Origin of the sequence: Rhodococcus sp. 15-649-2-2 (assembly GCF_002258645.1) — a bacterium.
In the GTDB taxonomy this organism is placed as follows: Bacteria; Actinomycetota; Actinomycetes; order Mycobacteriales; family Mycobacteriaceae; genus Rhodococcoides.
In genome coordinates, this window is record NZ_NPFM01000031.1 from 548,326 (window position 1) to 569,327 (window position 21,002).

Consider the following 21,002-nt stretch of genomic DNA (forward strand, 5'->3'; position numbering starts at 1 on the left):
CGGATCCTGCGTGAACAAATGGTCTTCGTACTGATCGGCGAGCTGTGGCGTACTCAATTGCTTGCCTGTGTTGTGACCGAGATTACTCCAAAGCCTTGACATGTCAACACACACGGGCGTAAAACAACATAAAGCAACATCAACCGGGAAGGAGACGCAGGTGTACGCCGAAGAACGACAGCACGCGATTGCCGAACTGATCAGTACCCACGGACGCGTCTCCGTCAACGATCTTTCTGCCACGTACGGCGTCACCACCGAAACCGTGCGGCGCGACCTCGCCACTCTCGACCGAATGGGAGTCGTGCGCCGCGTCCACGGTGGAGCAGTACCCGCATCCGCTCTGACCACACTCGAGCCCGGTGTATCCGAGCGCGAATTCACTCGCGCAGATCAGAAGGATGCAATCGCAGCCGCGGCGTTGTCCTTCCTGCCGCCGGTGGGCGGCAGCGCCGTGTTCGACGCCGGCACCACGACGGGCCGGCTGGCAGGCCTGCTTCCACACGATCGCGAGCTGATATTGGTGACCAACTCGGTACCGATCGCCGCTCGGGCTGCGACCATGCCGAACATCAATCTTCGATTGCTCGGCGGGCGTGTCCGCGGAACCACTCAGGCGGCCGTCGGCGACGAAGCACTGCGCGCTCTCGAATGGCTCCGGGTGGACGTCGCGTTCATCGGCACCAACGCCATCAGCGTCGGGCACGGGCTGTCCACCCCGGACAGCGACGAGGCAGCAGTCAAGCGCGCGATGGTCGATGCAGCGAATCATGTTGTCGTACTCGCTGATTCGTCGAAGATCGGCCGCGAGCACCTGGTGAGTTTCGCCCGAGTGGAGTCCATCGACGTCATCGTCACCGACAGCGACATCTCTACCAACGACCGTAAGAATCTCAGCGACAAAGGAATCGAGGTGGTGATCGCATGATGGTCACACTCACGGCCAACCCGAGCATGGACCGTACGGTCACACTCGACGCACCGCTCGTCCGCGGCGGCGTGCACCGGGCGTCGACGTCGGCCACCGACCCGGGCGGCAAGGGCGTCAACGTCGCTCGCGTTCTCGGCGGATCCGGAGTCGAGGCGTTGGCAGTGCTCCCGGCCAACGTCGGCGACCCGCTGCTCGACGCGATGGCCGCGAAAGGAGTGCGCTACTCGGCAGTAACGACGTCGGGGCTTGCCCGAACCAACATCACGGTCAGCGAGATCGGTGGTACCACCACCAAGATCAACGAGCCGGGCGCAACGGTGTCGGAGCAGACCCGCGCCGAGCTGCGGGAACGAGTGCTCTCTCTCGCAGTCGGTGCCGAATGGGTTGTTCTGTCGGGTTCCCTTCCTCCCGGCCTACCGGTGGATTGGTATGCCGAGCTCGTCACCGCGTTGCGCGCCACCTCGGCGAAGGTCGCCGTCGACACCTCCGACGAGCCGCTCCTCGCTCTCGCGGCAGCGTTCCCGGCATCGGCTCCGGACCTGATGAAACCCAATTCCGAGGAACTTGCCCAACTGACCGGGTACGATTCGGAGGAGCTGGAAAGCGCAGCGGCACAGGGCGATCCCACTGCCGCCATCGCGGCCAGCACCATCCTTCTCGGCCGAGGGGTCGGCGCGGTACTGGCTACGCTCGGCAGCGCCGGGGCCGTACTGGTCACCGAGGACGGTTCCTGGTACGCCAGCCCGCCCCCGATCACCGCAGTCAGCACGGTCGGCGCGGGCGATTCCTCACTCGCCGGCTACATCCTCGCCGATGCCGAGAACTGCTCCGCCGCAGACAAACTACGCCGCGCCGTCGCCTACGGAACAGCAGCCACCGCACTACCAGGCACCACGCTTCCACTGCCCGAGCAGACCCACCCGACTTCGGTGACGGTTCGCGCGCTCGACCTCCCCACGTCCGTCACCCCGTCCACGCTCTCTCCTTCTTCGAACCGTCTCTAGGAGTCTCCAATGTCCAGCCCCACCGAAGATCAGCAGATCATCGCCGAGGATCTGATCCTCCTCGACGCCGATCTCGGCGAATCCAAGGATGCCGTCATCGAACGCCTTGCCGGTGTTCTGGCATCCGCAGGTCGCGCAACCGACACCGACGCTCTGCGTGACGCCGCACTGGCCCGCGAAGCGCAGTCGGCAACCGGTCTGCCCGGCGGCATCGCCATTCCGCACTGCCGCTCCGAGGCAGTCACCTCGGCCTCGCTCGGCTTCGCACGCCTGAACCCGAAGGTCGATTTCGGAGCCCCCGACGGCCCCGCAGACCTCGTCTTCCTGATCGCCGCTCCGGCCGGTGCCGGTTCGGCCCACATGAAGCTGCTCTCCAGCCTGGCCCGAGCACTGGTGAAGCCGGAGTTCGTCACCTCACTGCGCAACGCGTCCTCGGCGACCGAGATCGTCACGCTCGTCGACGGTGTCATCAACCCGGCTGCCAAGCCTGCCGCAGCCACTGCTGCCGCAGCTCCGGTCGACACCGCCAAGCACAGCGCGGCCGCCACCCCGGCCGAAGCGTCAACGGCCCCGAAGCACATCGTCGCGGTCACCGCCTGCCCCACCGGAATCGCGCACACCTACATGGCTGCCGACTCGCTCGTCGCCGCAGGCGAGCGCGCCGGAGTCACCGTTCACGTGGAGACCCAGGGCTCGAGCGGCAGCACGCCGCTGGATCCTTCGATCATCGCCGGAGCCGAAGCAGTCATCTTCGCCACCGATGTGGGCGTCAAGGGCCGCGAACGTTTCGCCGGCAAGCCCGTGATCTCCTCGGGCGTCAAGCGCGCCATCAACGAGCCCGACGTCATGCTCACCGAAGCACTTCGTGCCGCACTGAACCCGGATGCAGCTCGCGTCGGCGGCACCGCAGTCGCGGCCGGCTCCAACGAGTCTGCCGGCGAGCTCGGCTGGGGCACCCGCATTCGCCAGATCCTGCTGACCGGCGTCAGCTACATGATCCCGTTCGTCGCTGCCGGTGGTCTGCTGATCGCTCTCGGCTTCCTGCTCGGTGGCTACGAGATCTCCGGCGTGGCCGAGGATATCGTCGTCAACAACTCGATCACCGCACTTCCCGACGGCGGACTGACGACGTATCTCGGTGCCGTGCTCTTCCAGATCGGCGCACTCTCGTTCAGCTTCCTGGTCCCCGCGCTGGCCGGCTACATTTCCTACGCCATTGCAGACAGACCAGGTCTGGCACCAGGATTCACCGCAGGAGCGGTCGCCGTTCTGGTGGGTGCAGGCTTCATCGGCGGTCTCGTCGGTGGTCTGATCGCCGGCTTCGTCGCACTGTGGATCAGCAAGTGGAAGATCCCCGCCGTTCTGCGCGGCCTCATGCCGGTCGTCATCATTCCGCTGTTCGCCACCCTCATCGTCGGCGCGATCATGTTCCTGCTGCTCGGCAAGCCCCTCGCCGCGATCACCAGCGGACTGACCGACTGGCTCAACGGACTCAGCGGTTCCTCGGTCATCATCCTCGGCATCATCCTCGGCCTGATGATGTGCTTCGACCTCGGCGGACCGGTCAACAAGGCTGCCTACGCATTCGCGACGGCAGGCCTGTCGGTCACCGACACCGCATCACTGCGCATCATGGCTGCAGTCATGGCCGCAGGAATGGTGCCGCCGCTCGCCATGGCACTGGCCTCGACCGTTCGCTCGCGTCTGTTCACCGAAGCCGAGCGTGAGAACGGCAAGGCTGCCTGGTTCCTCGGAGCAGCATTCATCTCCGAGGGCGCAATTCCGTTCGCTGCGGCCGACCCGTTCCGCGTCATCCCCTCGATGATGGCCGGTGGCGCAGTCACCGGTGCAATGATCATGGCCTTCAACGTCACCCTCAGCGCGCCCCACGGCGGAATCTTCGTGTTCTTCGCCATCGGAAACATCCTGTGGTTCATCGTGTCTCTGGCCGTCGGAACCATCGTCTCGGCGTTCCTGGTCGTCTCGGCCAAGCAGTTCGTCAAGGGCAAGAACGCCCCGACCGAGGCCGAACTCGATCCGGCACTCGCCACCGTCTGACACTCGCTACGATCGCAACGACCCCACTACGAAGGAGCAGCACATGCCCAGCACCACAGTCGCCGTCGGATCTTCGATCGGTCTGCACGCTCGTCCCGCAGCACTGATCGCCGACGCCGTCGCCGAAGCCGGCGTGGACGTCACCCTCGCAGTGGCCGACTCGGAGCCGGTGGACGCAGGTTCGGCCCTGATGATCATGACGCTCGGAGCCACCAAGGGCACCGAAGTCACCGTCACCAGTGACGACCAGGCAGCACTGGACAAGGTGGTCGCACTCGTCGAAGCAGACCTGGACGCCTAACGAGAACGCATCGATCGCCGGACGGTGAATCCCACCGCTCCGGCGATCAGCACCACACCGGCAGCGACGGCCGCTCGGAATTCCCATTCCGAGTCCGTCGCTGTCGGCGTCTCCGAGGGCTGATCTGCGCTCGGTGTCGGCGATACCGAGTCCGGCGCTGCGGGTTCGGGGGCAGAAAGCTCCATGGACTGTGCATCCGGAAGTCGAAGAATGGGTGGAAGAATTCCGTCGGTGGGACCGAACCCGGCCTCCGATGCCAGGAGCAGGGTTCCATCGGCCAGGAACGCCAGTGCCTCACCCTGCGGTTGATCGGGTAACGCCACCACCGCACGCGGCGCGTCCGGGTCGACCAACGCCGACGCGATGTCGCCGCCGGACGAACGAAACAGGTACGCATCGGTGTACGTGCGCACCGCGCCGACGGTGCCGTCGGCGCTCACCGCTCCCCCGGTCGCCAGAATCGATCCGACCACGAACGGCGGACCACCGACAGTCCCGGTAGCGGAGAACGCCATGTCGCCTACCTTGCGGAGCGCCGTCGGCCCCGGACTGCTCAGTTCGGTGACGGATTCGTCTCCGGTCGGTACGTACACTCCGCTGACGCCCGAGAGTTCCTTGGTGACGATCACCGGTCGACCGCCGGCTTCGATCAATACCGTCTCGGCGTCGTGCGCGCCGTCGGGGTAGGTGAGCCGGTGCAGTTCGCCCGCGCCCGTTACCGGGTCCATTCGCGTCAATGCCACTGTGTCGCGCCGCATCTGGTTGTCGCCGATGTCGGCCAACCACAGCGAACCGTCGTACGCGGTCAGGTCCTCGACGTCGTACGGGTCGACGGGTACGTCGATCCACCGATCCACAGCACAGTTCGCGTCGAGCACCGCGACCCGATCGTCGGCCCCACTGTCTCCGATCGCGTACAGGACACCGTCGATCGACGTCATCCCGGACAATTCCGCGAGACCGGGATCAGTTGGCAGACAGTATGTTTCCGCATCGATCGGCGCGGCGAACGCCGTTCCGGAGAACGCGGTGGCGGTGGCGACCACAGACGCGGCAACGCCACGCACCACCAGCCGCGGCCCCATCGACGTCAGGCGCTGGGGACGATCGCCGTGAACTCGACGAGCGCAGCTGCCAGCGACTGCGGCACCCGAGCTTCGACGCGAGTGCCGTCCTCCTCGTGCGTGGACTGCACGATTCGACCATCGGTGTGGATCCGCGCGACCAGATCACCGCGGGTGTACGGCACGAGGACGTCCACCAGCACGTCGGGCTCGGACAGGATGTCGCCGAGGTGATCGCGCAGTGCGTCGATGCCCTCACCGGTCTTCGCCGAAACGAACCGTGCGCCGTCGAGCAGCCCGCGCAACTGCGTGAGCTGCACCGGGTCGGCAGCGTCGATCTTGTTGACCACCAACAATTCCGGCGGCATCTTCGCGTCCTGCTCGCGAACCACGTCGGTGATCACTTCACGGACGGCCTTGATCTGATCGAGTGGGAGCGGATCGGACCCGTCGACGACGTGCAGCAGCAGATCGGCATCGGTGACCTCCTCCAGCGTCGAGCGGAAAGCCTCGACCAATTGAGTCGGGAGATGCCGGACGAAGCCGACGGTATCGGTCAGCACGATTGCGCGGCCATCCTCGAGAGTCGACTTACGCGTCGTGGGATCGAGGGTGGCGAACAGCGCATTTTGAACCAGCACACCGGAACCGGTCAACGCGTTCAGCAGACTCGACTTGCCCGCGTTGGTGTAACCGACGATCGCGATGGACGGCACTGTGCCGCTCAATCGCTGTTCCCGTTTGGTGTCACGGGCCTGCTTCATGCCCTTGATCTCGCGGCGCAGCTTGGCCATTCGCTCACGGATGCGTCGACGGTCGGTCTCGATCTTCGTTTCACCCGGTCCACGCAGACCGACACCGCCGTTGCTACCCGCACGGCCACCGGCCTGACGCGACATCGACTCGCCCCAGCCGCGAAGCCTGGGCAACATGTACTCCATCTGAGCGAAAGCGACCTGCGCCTTGCCTTCTCGCGACGTCGCATGCTGCGCGAAGATGTCGAGGATCAGCGCGGTGCGGTCGATGACCTTGACCTTGACGACCTTCTCCAGCGCGTTGAGCTGGGCGGGGGTCAGCTCGCCGTCGCAGATCACCGTGTCGGCTCCGGTCGCGAGCACGATGTCGCGGACCTCTTTCGCCTTACCGGAACCGATGTACGTCGCAGCATCGGGCTTGTCGCGCCGTTGCATCAACGCTTCGAGTACCTCCGAGCCTGCCGTCTCGGCCAGCGCCGCAAGTTCGGTCATGCTGGACTCCGCCTGCGCAGCCGTACCGGTGGTCCACACTCCGACCAGCACGACGCGTTCGAGGCGCAGCTGTCGGTACTCGACCTCGGTGACGTCGGTGAGCTCGGTGGACAGGCCGGCCACTCGTCGTAGCGCGGTGCGTTCTTCGAGCTGCATGTCACCCGACGACGGGTCCTCGTCGTTGAGCGGAGATCGGGCCAACCGCCTCGACCACGCGTCGGACTCCTCGCGGGTCCATGCAGATGCGGTGTCGGGTGAACCGTCGGCATTCTCGACCGGTTCGCCCGCAGGTGATGTTTCATGTGAGTTCGTCATACATCCCCCATGATCCACGAAAATCCCAGCGTATGCACGCGGGTTTCGACTCCGCCCACGCATGGTGCCCGAGGAGACGTCAGTTCTGGGCTGCGAACCATCGGTCGTCGATCTCGCCGCGGGCAAGCAGGACCGAGGGCCCGCGGAGTGTGGCACCGACGTGATCGATGTGCACGCTGACCCGACCACCGAGTACGCCGACGCTCACCTCACCGGTCTCGAGACCCTCGTACGACAGCGCGGCCGCGGCTGCGGCCACAGTGCCGGTGCCACACGACCGCGTCTCGCCGACGCCACGCTCGAACACCCGCATCTCGACACCGCCGTCGTCCAGCCTGGTCAGCAGCTCCACGTTCGCCCCGCGGGGAAAGAACTCGGGGTCCAGGGTCGGCGGTGCGGACAGGTCGAGCGCGCCCAGAGCCGCACGGGTCAGCGTGCCGTCGACGCAGGCCAGATGCGGGTTGCCGACGTCTATCCCGACGCCCTCGTACGAGCCACCCGCAATGGCCACCGAGCTCGAGCCCATCAACGTCACATCACCCATCGCGACGGTGACATCGGCGTCGGTGTCGTCGAACGAGTGCACCGTCACCGCGCGGGCACCGGCCCGCGAACCCACGACGAACTGATCGCGATGTTCGAGGTCGTGCACGCGCAGGTAGTGGGCGAACACGCGAACACCGTTGCCGCACATCTCGGCTATCGTGCCGTCGCCGTTGCGATAGTCCATGAACCAGTCGTCGGGCTCGACACCGGACGGAAGTCGATCGAGTACGCCTGCATCTCGGAGTACACCGGCTCGGGCGACGCGCAGGATGCCGTCCGCACCGATGCCCTGGCGTCGATCGCACAACACCGCGACTGCCGATCTGGTGAGTTCGAGCTCGGCTGACGGATCCGGCAGTACGACGAAGTCGTTCTGAGTTCCGTGGCCTTTGGCGAATTCCATGGTCTCGAGTCTACGGGGGGTCGATGACACCCAGGGCGTCCGAGGTCAACGTGGACGACGCGCCGTCGAGCCAGCACACCCGGTCGTCTCGGCGGAACCAGGAACGCTGCCGTCGCACGTATCGCCTGGTGCCGATGAACGTGCGCTCGCGGGCGTGCTCGATGTCGTACACCCCCGCCAATACGTCGAGAGCCTGCGCGTACCCGATTGCCCGCGACGCCGTGACCCCTTCACGCAATCCGATCCCGAGCAGGCCTTCCACCTCGTCGAGCAGTCCGGTGTCGAACATCAGCCGGGTGCGGATATCGATTCGCTCGTCCAGTTCAGCGGTGTCGCGATCGACTCCCAATATGATTGTGCCCCAGCGCGGTTCACCGATCTTCGGGGCCGATGCCGCGAACGGTTTCCCGGTCAGCTCCACCACCTCCAGCGCGCGGACCATACGACGACCGTCGGTGGGCAGAATCGACGCGGCGGCCTCGGGATCGGCCGCCGTCAACGCGCGATGGATCTCGTCGACCCCGTCGCGTTCGAGCACGTCTTCCCATTTCGCGCGGACGACCGGATCCGTGGCCGGAAAAGCCCACTCGTCGAGCAGTGATTGCACGTACATCATCGATCCGCCGACGATGATCGGTCGCCGGCCTCTGGATCGGATGTCGTCGACGTCCGCGACGGCAGCGCCCTGGTAGCGCGCAACGGTCGCGATGTCGGTGACCTCGAGCACATCCAACTGGTGGTGCGGTATGCCGCGACGCTCTGCTACCGACAGCTTTGCGGTCCCTATGTCCATCCCCCGGTACTGCTGCATCGCGTCGATGTTGACGATCTCGCCGCCGAGCTTCTCTGCCAGATCGAGTGCCAGAGCGGACTTGCCCGTGGCCGTCGGCCCGATCACCGCGATCGGGGTCGTGGCCGGATCGTACGGGCCGGGTTCGTCAGGCACGGGACCACGTTCCGACGTAGTACCCGACACCGAAGGGGGCCCCACGGTAGAGCTCGGTAGCCGTGATGGTGACCGAGCCGACGGTGGCCGCCAGCACCTGCCATGCCGCCCGTCCGCTCACGCCGACCGCCGCGCACAGGTCCGCATCGAGGTTCGCCAGTGCATCGACATCGGCCGCGGCGAGGGCATCGTCGATCCGCAGCTGAATCGCTGCGGCCCGCTCGTCGAACGAGCCCGGTGCCTTGGCAGTCAGCGTGTTCGCGCCGTCTGCCAGCACCAGAATGCCCCAGCTCTCGGACGACGCGTCGAGTTCGCGCCGCAGCTCCGCGCCGTGTGTCGCGCACCATTGGGCACTCGCGTCGGCGGGGACCGTCCGGACCTCGACCGCAGAGTCCGGATCGCTCGTTCCGCGCAACCAACCGGCGATCAGGACGGACAACGGCAGTTCAGGGTCCGGCAGAGTCGACGACGGTCGATCGGACAGTCGCACCACGATGTCGACGCCGAAGCCGCGAAACGTACCGACTGTGGTCGCGTCGTACGTCTCTTCGCTGTGATCGACACCGATCGCCATCCACCGGTCGACCTTCGACGTCAGCTGCGTCACCGCGTCGGCCGCGGCGGCGCGAAGATCGGCCGTCTCGGCAGCACTGGAGCCCATCAGTTCGGGGACGAGCAACGGTGGAGAGGGCACCAGGGCCGCGGCACGAAACACGAACACCACGGTAGTCGGTGGCGCGACTTGGCCGGACGAGTCCACCTCGAGTCGTCTGAGCTGTTTCAATGGTCCGATCGGTCGTCACCTAGTTCAATGGTGTCCAGATCGCGAGTGAAGGCAGCCGTGACGCGCGGCAGAGATGAGGAACAATGACCGACCCGAACGCCGGCAGGCCCACCGAGGCCACATCCTCGGATGCACCTGCCCCGACCCCCGGTGCCGCCCAGCCCGGCACCTCGACCCCCGGCGGATCCGAGCCAGGCCGTGTAACCGAGCAGAGCAGTGCACCGAAGCCCGGCAGCGGCCCCAAGCCAGGCGGGGGGCCGAAGCCCGGTGGTGGCCCCAAGCCAGGCGGCCCAGGTGCTGGTTCTCCTCGTCCCGGCGGTTCGGCCGGAGCCAAACCCCACCCGGCGTCCTCGCACGTCGCCACTGTGGTCCCCACGGTTGCCCCGGCAAGCGATCCCAGCAAGTTCGGCAGAGTCGACGACGACGGCACCGCGTGGGTGACCACCGCCGACGGCGAGCGGCAGATCGGGTCATGGCAGGCCGGCGACGCAGCCGAGGGCCTCGCACATTTCGGTCGTCGCTACGACGACCTGGCCACGGAGGTCGGTCTGCTCGAGGCTCGATTGACCTCGGGCACCGGCGATGCCAAGAAGACCAAGGCCGCCGCCTCCTCGTTGCTGGAGAGTCTGCCGACCGCTGCGGTCATCGGCGATCTCGACCTGCTCGCCCGACGACTCGACGCCGTCGTCGAGCACTCCGACGCCGCAGCCGCCGTGGCCAAGCACGAGAAAGAACTCGAACGAGCCGAGCACACTGCTCGCAAGGAGGCTCTCGCAACCGAGGCCGAGCAGATCGGCAGTGAATCGACGCAGTGGAAGCAGGCCGGAGATCGGCTACGCGAGATTCTCGACGAGTGGAAGACGATTCGCGGGGTGGACCGCAAGGTCGACGATGCTCTGTGGAAGCGCTACTCCAAGGCCCGGGAGAACTTCAACCGCCGCCGCGGCGCGCACTTCGCCGATCTCGATCGCGAACGAGGGGCCGCGAAAGTCCGCAAGGAAGAGTTGGTCGAGCGCGCCACTGCGTTGTCCTCGTCGACGGACTGGGGTCCCACTGCGGCCGCGTTCCGCGATCTTCTGGTGGAGTGGAAGGCGTCGGGGCGGGCTCCTCGCGACGCCGACGACGCCCTGTGGAAGAACTTCAAGGCTGCCCAGGACGTGTTCTTCGCGGCACGGAACGCGGCGGCTTCCGAACGGGATGCCGAGTTCGAAGCCAACGCCGAGGCCAAGGAAGCTCTGTTGGCCAAGACTCACATCGATCCGAGCAAGGATCTCGATGCGGCTCGATCCGCACTGCGTGACCTGCAGGACAAGTGGGATGCCATCGGCAAGGTTCCGCGCGAGAAGATGCAGGAACTCGAAGGCAAACTGCGCGCGATCGAGAAGTCCGTGCACGACGCCGTGGAGTCGCAGTGGCGTCGTTCCGACCCCGAGGCGGTCGCCCGCGCTGCTCAGTTCCGCGAACGGGTGGCCCAGTTCGAGGATCAGGCGGCAAAGGCGACGGCAGCAGGAAAGACCAAGGACGCCGAGCGCGCACTGGCTCAGGCGCAGCAGTGGCGTGAATGGGCCGACGCGGCCGAGAGTGCCGTAGACGAGCTGTGATTCGTCAACGGCACTCCTGACTGGGGACGGCCGATCGGACCTACGGGGCCGAGTGGCCGTCCCACAGTCGCAGCTTCTGTTCGCCCGACGCGGCCGCGATGCGTCGCTGTTCCTGAGCTGCGAGTTGCGAGTTCGTCTTGTTCCACACTGCTTTGAGCCAGTGGAATGTCAACGCCATCACGGCGATCCACGCGATGATCAGACCGATCCCCGGCCCGGCGCCCTGCAGGTTGTCCGGCACGGTCTGCCTCGACCAGATCGAGAGCATCCCGAACACCGACGACACCGCGCAGCCGGCAAGCGCCGCCCAGGCCAACGCCCACATTCGGGTGACGAGCGCCAGTACGGACATGACCACACCGAACGTCAGCACCAGCACGACGAAGATCCGCGACGGCAGTGCAATCGATTCGGCGACTGCCGCATCGCTACCGGAGAGCACATCGAATCCGCTGGCAGATCCGGTGTGCGGCAACGCGAATGTGACCAGTAGGACCAGCACCAGCCCGGCCACGACCATGGCACGCGCGCCGGGGTCCAACTCGGTCATCACCGCTCTCTCGGTTCGTCCGAGTTCCTCTGCGGATCGTGAAGGTACGACGCGGTCGGGTCCGTCTGTCTCGGTCATACGTTGCATCCTGTCTGAACCGGAAGCGGCGCCGGTGCGCCGATCGAGGGAAGTCCGAGGCCGACGCCGATCGGTGCCGTCTTCGGCATGACGCCGCGTTCGTGCGCGTCGCCTGCTGCCGTGCGGCGGTGCGTGAGCACTCCCGCATCGGCGATGAGGTGGTACGGAGCGGCCGCGGTGAGGGTGGTGGTGACGACGTCGCCCGGGCGAATATCGCTCGCTCTGTCGGCGTCGACGGCGAAGTGCACGAGCCGACCGTCTCGTGCGCGACCGCTCATCCGATGCGTGGCGGCATTCTTCCGCCCCTCACCGGTCGCGACGAGCAGTTCGACCTCGGTACCGATCAGCGCCTGGTTGGCAGCGAGAACGATCTCTTCCTGCAACGCGATCAACCGCAGATACCGTTCCTGCACAACTTCTTTGGGGATCTGATCGGGCATGTCGGCGGCCGGTGTGCCCGGACGCTTGGAGTACTGGAAGGTGTAGGCGTTGGCGAACTTCGCGCGTCGCACCACGTCGAGGGTTTGCTCGAAATCCTCTTCGGTCTCACCCGGGAAACCGACGATGATGTCGGTGGTGATGGCTGCGTGCGGCATGGCCGCGCGCACCTTGTCGATGATGCCCATGAACTTCGTCTGCCGATAGGACCTGCGCATCGCCTTGAGGATTCGATCCGATCCGGACTGCAGCGGCATGTGCAGAGTGGGGCAGATGTTCGGAGTGGCCGCCATCGCCTCGATGACGTCATCGGTGAATTCGGCCGGATGCGGAGACGTGAAGCGCACCCGCTCGAGCCCCTCGATCGAGCCGCAGGCGGTCAGCAGAGACGCGAACGCGCCGCGATCTCGAGGCATGTCCGGATCGGCGAACGAGGCACCGTAGGCATTGACGTTCTGACCGAGCAGCGTCACTTCGAGCACGCCCTGGTCCACCAAAGCCTGCACCTCGGCGAGGATGTCGCCCGGTCGGCGGTCGATCTCCTTGCCGCGCAGCGCCGGGACGATGCAGAAGGTGCAGGTGTTGTTGCAGCCCACGGAGATCGACACCCAGCCCGCGTACGTCGATTCCCGCTTCGCAGGCAGGGTGGACGGAAAAGCTTCCAGGGACTCGAGAATCTCGACCTGGGCCTGCTCGTTGTGCCGGGCGCGCTCGAGCAACACCGGCAGCGACCCGATGTTGTGGGTGCCGAACACGACGTCGACCCACGGAGCCTTGTCGACCACCGTGTTGCGATCCTTCTGAGCAAGGCAGCCACCGACAGCGATCTGCATGTTGGGGTTTCGCGTTTTCGCCGGCCGCAACATGCCGAGGTTGCCGTAGAGCTTGTTGTCGGCGTTCTCCCGCACCGCGCACGTGTTGAAGACGACGAGGTCGGCATCGGTGCCGGCGTCCGCAGGAACGTAGCCGGCCTCCTCCAACAGACCCGACAGCCGCTCGGAATCGTGAACGTTCATCTGACAACCGTGCGTACGCACCTCGTAGCTGCGGGGAACTGCCGCCGACGGGTCGGTCACCGGCACGGGATCGGTACTCCCACGATCGGCCACGTCCACGGTCGGAAAAACACTCGTCTGCACCCCTCCAGGGTACGTCCATCGCACCGACCGGCCCGCCGGGGTCGCAGGCTCCACCACAGACTGTGCAGGGCCGATGCGGGCCGACAGTAAAGTTTCCATTACATAATCGAAGATGGCAGGCGAAAACGCCGGTCGGCGAGGAAACTACGCATAGGGTTTCGACTTATGACGCACGCCACCGACGCGCCGGCATCGACACCCCCGCCGGGCGCACCTTCGATGATCTCGCTCAAATCCGTCGACAAACATTTCGGTGATCTGCACGTCCTCAAGGACATCAACCTGGAAGTGCCGGCCGGTCAGGTCGTCATCGTCGTGGGTCCTTCAGGATCGGGTAAGTCGACTCTGTGCCGAACGATCAACCGGTTGGAGCCGATCGATTCCGGTGCCATCGAGGTCGACGGAGATCTACTCCCCGCCGAAGGAAAGGCTCTTGCGGCACTGCGTGCCGACGTGGGCATGGTGTTCCAGTCGTTCAACCTGTTCGCACACAAGACAATCCTGCAGAACGTCATGCTCGCGCCCATGAAGGTGCGCAAGCAGAAGAAGGACGAGGCAGAGAAGAGCGCGTTGGCTCTGCTCGAACGCGTGGGGATCGCCAACCAGGCCGACAAGTACCCCGCTCAGCTCTCCGGTGGTCAGCAGCAGCGTGTCGCCATCGCTCGATCGCTCGCCATGAACCCCAAGGTGATGCTGTTCGACGAGCCCACCTCGGCCCTCGACCCCGAAATGGTCAACGAGGTACTCGACGTCATGACCTCGCTCGCCAAGGAGGGCATGACGATGCTCGTCGTGACCCACGAGATGGGCTTCGCCCGCAAGGCAGGCGACCGCGTCATCTTCATGGCCGACGGAGCCGTCGTCGAGGACACCGATCCCGAAACCTTCTTCAAGTCCCCCAAGTCCGAACGCGCCAAGGACTTCCTCGGCAAGATCCTCGGTCACTGACCCGCTTCACCGTTCACCCCGTATACCCGAACCGATCCTTAAGGACATTCACTGTGAGAATCACCCGACCGCTTCGCTTCGGTGTCGCCATCGCCGCTCTCTCCATCGTCGCCACCGCCTGCGGCGGCGGCGAAGAAGCCCGCACCATCTCGAGCAGCGCCGAATCCGGCAACCTCATCGTCGGCATCAAGTTCGATCAGCCCGGCCTCGGTCTGCGCAATCCGGACGGCACCTTCAGCGGATTCGACGTCGAGGTCGCCAAGTACGTCGCAGGCAAGCTCGGCGTCGACGAGGCGAACATCGAATTCAAGGAGTCTCCCTCGGCACAGCGCGAGACCCTGATCGAAAACGGCGAGGTCGACTACATCGTCGCCACCTACTCGATCACCGACACCCGCAAGGAGAAGGTCGGCTTCGCCGGGCCGTACTTCGTGGCGGGTCAGTCGTTGCTCGTCCGCGAAGACAACACCGACATCACCGGTGCCGATTCGCTCAACGACGGTAAGCGGCTCTGCTCGGTCACCGGATCCACCCCGGCCCAGAACATCGCCGACGAGTACCCCGGCGTGCAGCTGCAGCCGTTCGACACGTACTCCGCGTGTGTGGAAGCCCTGCGCAACGGCACGGTCGACGCCGTGACCACCGACGACATCATCCTCGCCGGCTATGCAGCACAGTCCCCCGGACAGTTCAAGGTGGTCGGCGAGCCGTTCACCACGGAGAACTACGGCATCGGTCTGAACAAGGACGACACCGACGGACGCAACAAGATCAACGACGCCATCGAAGAGATGGTCTCCAGCGGTGCCTGGGAGCAGGCGTTCAACGACACCGTGGGCGCATCGGGCTACCCGCTGCCGACCCCGCCCACCGTCGACCGCTACTGATCGACCCTGTCGTCGTGTTCCGCGTGCGTGTGCACGCGGAACACGACGGTTCGATCTCGCCGAGCCGTGAGGATCAACAAGCACCGTGAACCTATTGAGCAAGTACGGCGATCAACTGATCGACGCGTTCCTCTCGACCATCTACCTGACGTTGGCATCCCTCGTCGGCGCGCTGGTCATCGGAACGATCATTGCCGCGATGCGGGTGTCTCCCATCCCGATCGCACGTGGCATAGCCGCGACGTACGTCACCATTTTTCGTAACACCCCGTTGACCCTGATCATTCTGTTCACCTCGTTCGGCCTCTACCAGACCATGGGTGTCTCCCTCGCGTCGGAGTCGTCGTCGACATTCCTCGACGACAACAACTTTCGCTTGGCGATCCTCGGTCTGAGTGTCTACACCGCGTCGTTCGTGGCCGAGTCTCTACGCTCGGGAATCAACACTGTCCCGGTCGGTCAGGCAGAAGCGGGCCGATCACTGGGAATGACGTTCACCCAGAACATCTCCATCGTCGTTCTCCCACAGGCATTCCGAGCCGTGGTCGGACCTCTCGGCAGTGTCGTGATCGCACTGACGAAGAACACGACCATCGCCTCGGTCATCGGCGTCGCGGAGGCGTCGTTCCTGATGAAGAACATGATCGAGAACGAAGCCGCGATCTTCGTCGTCGGCGGCATCTTCGCCCTCGGCTTCATGATCCTGACGCTCCCGACCGGGTTGCTGTTCGGCTACATCAGCAAGCGATTGGCGGTGTCATGATGAGTGATGCAGTAGCAGTTCTGTACGACGTTCCGGGTCCGAAAGCGGTACTGCGCTACCGAATTCTGACTGTCGTCGTCGCGATCGTCTCGTTGGGCGTCGCGTTCCTGATCTACCGGGCACTCGACTCCAAAGGTCAGCTGACCGCCGAGAAGTGGGATCCGTTCCTCGAATCGACCACGTGGACCACGTATCTCATACCCGGCATTCAGGGCACTCTGGTGGCGGCAGCGCTGTCGATCGTGTTCGCGCTCGTCCTCGGTGCGGCCCTAGGTATCGGCAGGCTCTCCGATCACCGGGTGGTACGGGTGATCAGTGGCGCATTCGTCGAGGTCTTCCGCGCAGTTCCCGTACTGATCCTGATGATCTTCCTGTACGCGGTGTACGCCGACTACGAGGTCTTCAAGGTCAAGTATCTTGCCTTGGCTGCCGTGGTCACAGGCCTGACTCTGTACAACGGTTCGGTCATTGCCGAAATCGTGCGCGCCGGTGTCAATTCGCTACCGAAGGGTCAACGCGAAGCCGCGTCGGCTTTGGGCATGCGCAAGAGCCAGGTCATGTTGCTGGTTCTGCTCCCCCAGGCCGTCACTGCCATGCTTCCGGCGATCATTTCGCAGATGGTGGTGGCACTGAAGGACTCGGCGCTCGGTTACGTCATCGGGTACGTCGAGGTCGTCCGTTCGGGACAGCAGGTGGGCGCGTTCTACAGCAATTATCTGCCGTCGTTGGTGATCGTGGCTGTCATCATGATCATCATCAACTCGGCGCTGACGAAGCTGGCCACCGTGGTCGAACGTCGTCTGCGTTCTCGTAAGCGCAAGGCGGGGGCGACTGCCGTCGTTCCTGCTCTCGACGGCGGTCAGGCAGCCTGACCTCGGATCGACTGAAACATTCGGTAATCCTGGACAAGTAAGGCCCGCAACACCGATGGTGTTGCGGGCCTTACTGTTTCTCGACGGCACCGTCTCGAGGTGGACGATCACATCGAGTCGGGGCCGTCGAAGTCTTCGGTGTCTGCACCTGCGCGGTCGAGTTCTTCTTTGACCACCGCAAATGCCATTCCTTGCGAGTATCCGCGGCGAGCGAGCATACCGACCAGCTTGCGGACTACCTTGTCACGCTCCACACGGGCATCCGGACCACTCGAATCGGGCAGCCTCAGGGTGCGGAATCGCTTGCGTACCAGTTCACCTGCACGCTGGCGCTCGTCGTCGGCGTCGATCAGATCCAATGCGCTCACAGCGAGCTCGTTGCTGACGCCCTTGGTTCGGAGCTCCATGCTCAGCGCGCGTTTGCCCTTGCCCGAATATTTGTGCCGGGATTGGACCCATTGCTGCGCGAAGGACTCGTCGTCGACAAGCTTTGCCTTCTCGAGTCGGTCGAGAACTGCGGCCGTGATCTCGGCAGTGAAGCCCTTCTTCGCAAGATTCGCTTCGAGTTCGTGCCTGCTACGCGCTCGGTCGGTCAGCAACCGAAGGCAGACATCCTTCGCCTGCGCCTCGGTGCCGCCACCCTCGTCTCGCTGCTGCACAGCGACAACAGGTTAGAAGTCGACCGGAGCGACTGCGGGCTCCTCTGCGGTGACGTCCGCGCCGATCTGCAGCTTCTCCATGATCTTCTTCTCGATCTCGTCCCGCACGTCGGGGTTCTCGAGCATGAACTTGCGGGCGTTCTCCTTGCCCTGGCCGAGCTGATCGCCCTCGTAGGTGAACCACGAACCCGACTTACGAATGAAGCCGTGCTCGACGCCCATGTCGATCAACGAGCCCTCGCGGCTGATGCCCTTGCCGTAGATGATGTCGAACTCGGCCTGCTTGAACGGCGGCGCGACCTTGTTCTTGACGACCTTGACCCGAGTGCGGTTACCGATGGCGTCGGTTCCGTCCTTCAGGGTCTCGATGCGGCGGATGTCGAGTCGAACCGAGGCGTAGAACTTCAATGCCTTACCACCGGTGGTGGTTTCGGGAGAGCCGAACATGACGCCGATCTTCTCGCGCAACTGGTTGATGAAGATGACGGTGGTGCCGGAATTGCTCATCGCGCCGGTGATCTTGCGCAGCGCCTGGCTCATCAGGCGAGCCTGAAGACCCACGTGACTGTCGCCCATCTCGCCTTCGATCTCGGCGCGCGGCACGAGTGCGGCCACCGAGTCGATCACGAGGATATCGAGTGCGCCCGAACGGATCAGCATGTCGGCGATTTCGAGGGCTTGCTCGCCGGTATCGGGCTGCGAGACCAGCAGAGCATCGGTGTCGACACCGAGCTTCTTCGCGTAGTCCGGATCCAGTGCGTGCTCCGCGTCGATGAAGGCAGCGATTCCGCCGGCCCGCTGAGCACTGGCCACCGCGTGCAAGGCAACGGTGGTCTTACCCGAGGACTCCGGGCCGTAGACCTCGATGACACGACCACGCGGCAACCCTCCGATGCCGAGTGCCACATCGAGCGCGATCGATCCTGTGGGGATGACGGCAATGGGCTGGCGGACCTCGTCACCGAGGCGCATCACCGAACCCTTGCCGAAGTTCTTGTCGATCTGCGCGAGTGCGAGATCGAGCGCTTTGTCGCGATCGTATGCAGCCATCGTGAGCTCCCTGTGTCGTGTCGTTCAGCTGTGTCGTGTCGATCAGCTTTGTCGTCGGTAACGCTAGAACGGGGTACCGACAAGAAGTTTCTCTGGACCGCTCAGCAACCGTTGACACCAGCATAGGGGAACACGCGTTCGAGTCAACTACCACGACGTTCGACACGCCGAGCAAACTCGATCCGATCCGCGGAGCGCTACCAGCGTTCTCTGGGAACGTCGAACTCGTAGCAGATCGAGCGCCACACTTCCCTCGGGTCGACGCCCTCCTCGATGGCCTGAGCCCCGGTTCGTCCGATCCCGGACAGCACATGATCGGTCAACAGGGAATTGCCTCGAACGGAGCCGAACTCCTCGGTGAGCAGTTCACGAAATTCGGTCAGACGCACATCGTCAACCCTAACGTCCCGTCCCTCGCGCGTTCCGAGCGAGGACCTCGTGGCATACCGTCACCGGATCTTCGACGGACTTCGCGCCTGCCGCCGCCACGGCGGCAGCCCTGGCAAATCGCGGATCGGCGAGAACGTCGGCCACCGCGCCGGCGATGGACGTTGCCGTAGGGGGTCGCACGATCACGGCGCTCCCCTGCCGCGCGGCCCGATTCGCCAGTTCCCACTGATCACCGCCACCGGGCACGGTCACCACCGGAACTCCGTGAATGAGAGCTTTGGCCAACATGCCATGACCACCACCGCACACCACCACATCGGCGTGACGCAGAAGCTCGTCCTGCCGACCGAGGCCCGCATTCGCCCAGTTCGGCAGTACATCGGGGACCCCGTCGAGAACCGACGCCACGACCCGAACCCCGGTGCCGTCCAACCCTTTCAGCGCCATCTCGAGCATTCCCTCGGCACCGGTGAACGCCGTCGACGGGGCGACCATCACCAAAGGGGATTCGCCGTCCGGCAGCTCGAGCAGATCGTCGGTCGGCTCCCACAGCAACGGACCGATCACGTGCGCGTCCCCGGGCCAGTCGGGACGCTCAACCTCCAACGCGGGAATGGTGGCAATCAGACGAGCACTCGGGCCCGGATCCCGGGGCGGGAGCCCGATACTCGTCCTGGCAAGGGAGCGTTGAGTCCGCCCCTGCGCAATCGAGCGTGCCGTCAGAGCACGCATCACGGTATCGCGCAGCCTGCCACGAAGACCGGTGCCGGGAGCCAGACCACTTCCGATGGGCGGCAACCCTTTCGAGGGTGAATACAGAGGATGGGGCGAGAGCTCGACCCAGGGTGTACCGAGCCGTTCGGCAGCCATGCCGCCTCCTGCGGTCAGGATGTCGGACACCACGAGGTCGACGTTCTCCCGCTCGAGGTCGGGCAACAATTCGGTGGAGACGAACGCCGCGCGAGAGTGGATACGCTGTCCGGCGTCCAGATCGTCGTCCTCCGGTCGCGGTGCCAGTCCGCCCAACGGGAATGCCCGCAGCCCGAGCGCACGGGCGTCGGGCACCCAACGACTTCCGGTGAACAGGACCGGTTCGTCACCGGCCCGACGAAACAACAGAGACAGGGCAATGGCCGGAAACGCATGCCCCGGATCGGGCCCGGCCACCACTGCAACTCGCACCGGACCAGCGTGCCACACCCGACTCCACGAGCTCGACGCGTGTCGAGGTCACCGCAGGTGAACGAAATCCCGTCACGCGCTCCGGGGACGCAGATAGGCATCGACCGCGTACGCCATCTGGTGCATCACCTCGGCACCGGGGATGCGCTCGGACACCATCTCGGCGGACTGAACAGCCGACTGCACCATCAGCAGCAACATCGTGGCCAACGCTGTGGGGTCCCCGGGACGAATCGATGAATCACGTTGTCCCACAACCACCAACGACGTCAGAGTATCGATGATCAACGACTGACTGGTACCGAGACGATGCAGGATGTAGGTAGCGAGCACATCGGAATCGGAACGCAGAATTTTCACGAACAGCGGGTGGATTCGGATCCGATCGGCAGCCTCGCCCACAGCGGTCACGATCTGCTCTCGACCGGACGCGGTCGCGTCGAAGCTCGGAATGAGTGCGCTGATCTCGCGGGTGAGCAGGCTGGACACCACTGCCCGGGTATCCGTCCATCTCCGGTAGACAGTAGGTCTGCTGACCTCGGCTCGTCGGGCGATCTCGGCCAGGGTGGTGCGCCTGACTCCATGCTCGAGGATGCACGATCGGGCCGCATCGAGGACGGAGTCTTCGATCGACTTCTCGGGCGCATCCGTCTCGCACGGATGCGTGAACTGAGACGAGGCAGGACTCGACACCGGTCGCTCGGTCACGTGCCTCCCTTCACACTATGGGCCGAAGATCTGTACCACGGGCCGGATCAAGTAATTTCGTTACTGTACCTCACGGCTTCGGTCGCATTCGGTCCTCGATTCAGCGAGAGCATGAATCGGCAATCTACGCCGAAGACA

General features: G+C 64.8%; 21 protein-coding genes. 9 read left to right on the plus strand and 12 right to left on the minus strand.

Annotated elements, in window-relative coordinates; all coding sequences use genetic code 11:
• Positions 1–160 precede the first annotated feature (160 nt).
• From CH305_RS23280 to CH305_RS23295, 4 genes are read left to right on the plus strand one after another with little or no spacing between them, the layout of a single operon-like run.
• The gene (locus CH305_RS23280) at positions 161–928 is read left to right on the plus strand and encodes a DeoR/GlpR family DNA-binding transcription regulator (protein WP_032403279.1); all 768 of its coding nucleotides are present in this window, start codon (positions 161–163) and stop codon (positions 926–928) included.
• Positions 925–1,935 carry a 1-phosphofructokinase family hexose kinase gene (locus tag CH305_RS23285; protein ID WP_094704978.1) on the plus strand — a complete coding sequence of 337 codons (1,011 nt, stop codon included), beginning with the start codon at positions 925–927 and terminating at the stop codon, positions 1,933–1,935. The genes CH305_RS23280 and CH305_RS23285 overlap by 4 nt, the downstream gene beginning before the upstream one ends.
• 9 nt (positions 1,936–1,944) lie before the next feature.
• Positions 1,945–3,993: a fructose-specific PTS transporter subunit EIIC gene (locus CH305_RS23290; RefSeq protein WP_032403277.1), complete on the plus strand. Its 2,049-nt coding sequence runs from the start codon at positions 1,945–1,947 to the stop codon at positions 3,991–3,993.
• Positions 3,994–4,036: 43 nt separating this feature from the next.
• Positions 4,037–4,294 carry an HPr family phosphocarrier protein gene (locus CH305_RS23295; RefSeq protein WP_032377711.1) on the plus strand — a complete coding sequence of 86 codons (258 nt, stop codon included), beginning with the start codon at positions 4,037–4,039 and terminating at the stop codon, positions 4,292–4,294.
• Here the strand turns inward: CH305_RS23295 and CH305_RS23300 are convergent.
• From CH305_RS23300 to CH305_RS23320, 5 genes are all read right to left on the minus strand, one after another.
• On the minus strand, positions 4,291–5,379 hold the full coding sequence (locus CH305_RS23300; RefSeq protein ID WP_094704979.1) for a hypothetical protein: 1,089 nt from the start codon (positions 5,377–5,379) through the stop codon (positions 4,291–4,293). The two genes, CH305_RS23295 and CH305_RS23300, sit on opposite strands and share 4 nt — an antisense overlap.
• 5 nt (positions 5,380–5,384) lie before the next feature.
• A complete protein-coding gene (hflX, locus tag CH305_RS23305; protein WP_032377709.1) occupies positions 5,385–6,920 on the minus strand; it encodes a GTPase HflX in 1,536 nt (511 codons plus the stop codon).
• Positions 6,921–6,999: 79 nt separating this feature from the next.
• On the minus strand, positions 7,000–7,869 hold the full coding sequence (dapF, locus tag CH305_RS23310; protein ID WP_032377708.1) for a diaminopimelate epimerase: 870 nt from the start codon (positions 7,867–7,869) through the stop codon (positions 7,000–7,002).
• A gap of 10 nt (positions 7,870–7,879) precedes the next feature.
• Positions 7,880–8,815 (minus strand): tRNA (adenosine(37)-N6)-dimethylallyltransferase MiaA, encoded by a 936-nt coding sequence (gene miaA / locus CH305_RS23315; RefSeq protein WP_094704980.1) that lies wholly within the window; start codon positions 8,813–8,815, stop codon positions 7,880–7,882.
• Positions 8,808–9,530 (minus strand): hypothetical protein, encoded by a 723-nt coding sequence (locus CH305_RS23320; RefSeq protein ID WP_179278379.1) that lies wholly within the window; start codon positions 9,528–9,530, stop codon positions 8,808–8,810. The genes miaA and CH305_RS23320 overlap by 8 nt, the downstream gene beginning before the upstream one ends.
• Before the next feature lie 152 nt (positions 9,531–9,682).
• Between CH305_RS23320 and CH305_RS23325 the strand changes: the two genes are divergently transcribed.
• On the plus strand, positions 9,683–11,200 hold the full coding sequence (locus CH305_RS23325; protein ID WP_094704981.1) for a DUF349 domain-containing protein: 1,518 nt from the start codon (positions 9,683–9,685) through the stop codon (positions 11,198–11,200).
• Between the two features lie 40 nt (positions 11,201–11,240).
• Here CH305_RS23325 and CH305_RS23330 read toward each other — a convergent pair whose 3' ends face one another.
• Together CH305_RS23330 and miaB are read right to left on the minus strand one after the other, a co-directional pair.
• Complete coding sequence (locus CH305_RS23330; protein WP_032378420.1) at positions 11,241–11,828, minus strand: hypothetical protein; 588 nt, start codon at positions 11,826–11,828, stop codon at positions 11,241–11,243.
• Positions 11,825–13,342 (minus strand): tRNA (N6-isopentenyl adenosine(37)-C2)-methylthiotransferase MiaB, encoded by a 1,518-nt coding sequence (gene miaB / locus CH305_RS23335; protein WP_094705294.1) that lies wholly within the window; start codon positions 13,340–13,342, stop codon positions 11,825–11,827. The genes CH305_RS23330 and miaB overlap by 4 nt, the downstream gene beginning before the upstream one ends.
• A 282-nt stretch (positions 13,343–13,624) precedes the next feature.
• Between miaB and CH305_RS23340 the strand changes: the two genes are divergently transcribed.
• The 4 genes from CH305_RS23340 (at position 13,625) to CH305_RS23355 (ending at position 16,875) form a co-directional block, all read left to right on the plus strand.
• Positions 13,625–14,353: an amino acid ABC transporter ATP-binding protein gene (locus tag CH305_RS23340; protein ID WP_170944851.1), complete on the plus strand. Its 729-nt coding sequence runs from the start codon at positions 13,625–13,627 to the stop codon at positions 14,351–14,353.
• 53 nt (positions 14,354–14,406) lie between these two features.
• Positions 14,407–15,240 carry a glutamate ABC transporter substrate-binding protein gene (locus tag CH305_RS23345; protein ID WP_037173936.1) on the plus strand — a complete coding sequence of 278 codons (834 nt, stop codon included), beginning with the start codon at positions 14,407–14,409 and terminating at the stop codon, positions 15,238–15,240.
• Positions 15,241–15,325: 85 nt separating this feature from the next.
• On the plus strand, positions 15,326–16,003 hold the full coding sequence (locus CH305_RS23350; RefSeq protein ID WP_032377154.1) for an amino acid ABC transporter permease: 678 nt from the start codon (positions 15,326–15,328) through the stop codon (positions 16,001–16,003).
• Positions 16,003–16,875, plus strand: coding sequence for an amino acid ABC transporter permease (locus tag CH305_RS23355; protein WP_032377153.1), 873 nt, complete (start codon positions 16,003–16,005; stop codon positions 16,873–16,875). Before CH305_RS23350 ends, CH305_RS23355 begins: the two co-directional genes overlap by 1 nt.
• A 107-nt stretch (positions 16,876–16,982) precedes the next feature.
• Here the strand turns inward: CH305_RS23355 and CH305_RS23360 are convergent, their stop codons facing one another.
• The 5 genes from CH305_RS23360 to CH305_RS23380 form a co-directional block, all read right to left on the minus strand.
• A complete protein-coding gene (locus CH305_RS23360; protein WP_032403270.1) occupies positions 16,983–17,534 on the minus strand; it encodes a regulatory protein RecX in 552 nt (183 codons plus the stop codon).
• Positions 17,535–17,546: 12 nt separating this feature from the next.
• Complete coding sequence (recA, locus tag CH305_RS23365) at positions 17,547–18,584, minus strand: recombinase RecA (protein ID WP_032377151.1); 1,038 nt, start codon at positions 18,582–18,584, stop codon at positions 17,547–17,549.
• A 197-nt stretch (positions 18,585–18,781) separates the two neighbouring features.
• Entirely contained in the window at positions 18,782–18,973 is a 192-nt protein-coding gene (locus CH305_RS23370) for a DUF3046 domain-containing protein (protein ID WP_032377150.1), read from the minus strand.
• Positions 18,974–18,983: 10 nt separating this feature from the next.
• A complete protein-coding gene (locus CH305_RS23375; RefSeq protein WP_176458326.1) occupies positions 18,984–20,156 on the minus strand; it encodes a glycosyltransferase in 1,173 nt (390 codons plus the stop codon).
• Positions 20,157–20,228: 72 nt separating this feature from the next.
• Positions 20,229–20,849, minus strand: a complete 621-nt coding sequence (locus tag CH305_RS23380) for a TetR/AcrR family transcriptional regulator (RefSeq protein WP_094610627.1) — start codon at positions 20,847–20,849, stop codon at positions 20,229–20,231.
• Positions 20,850–21,002: the final 153 nt, after the last annotated feature.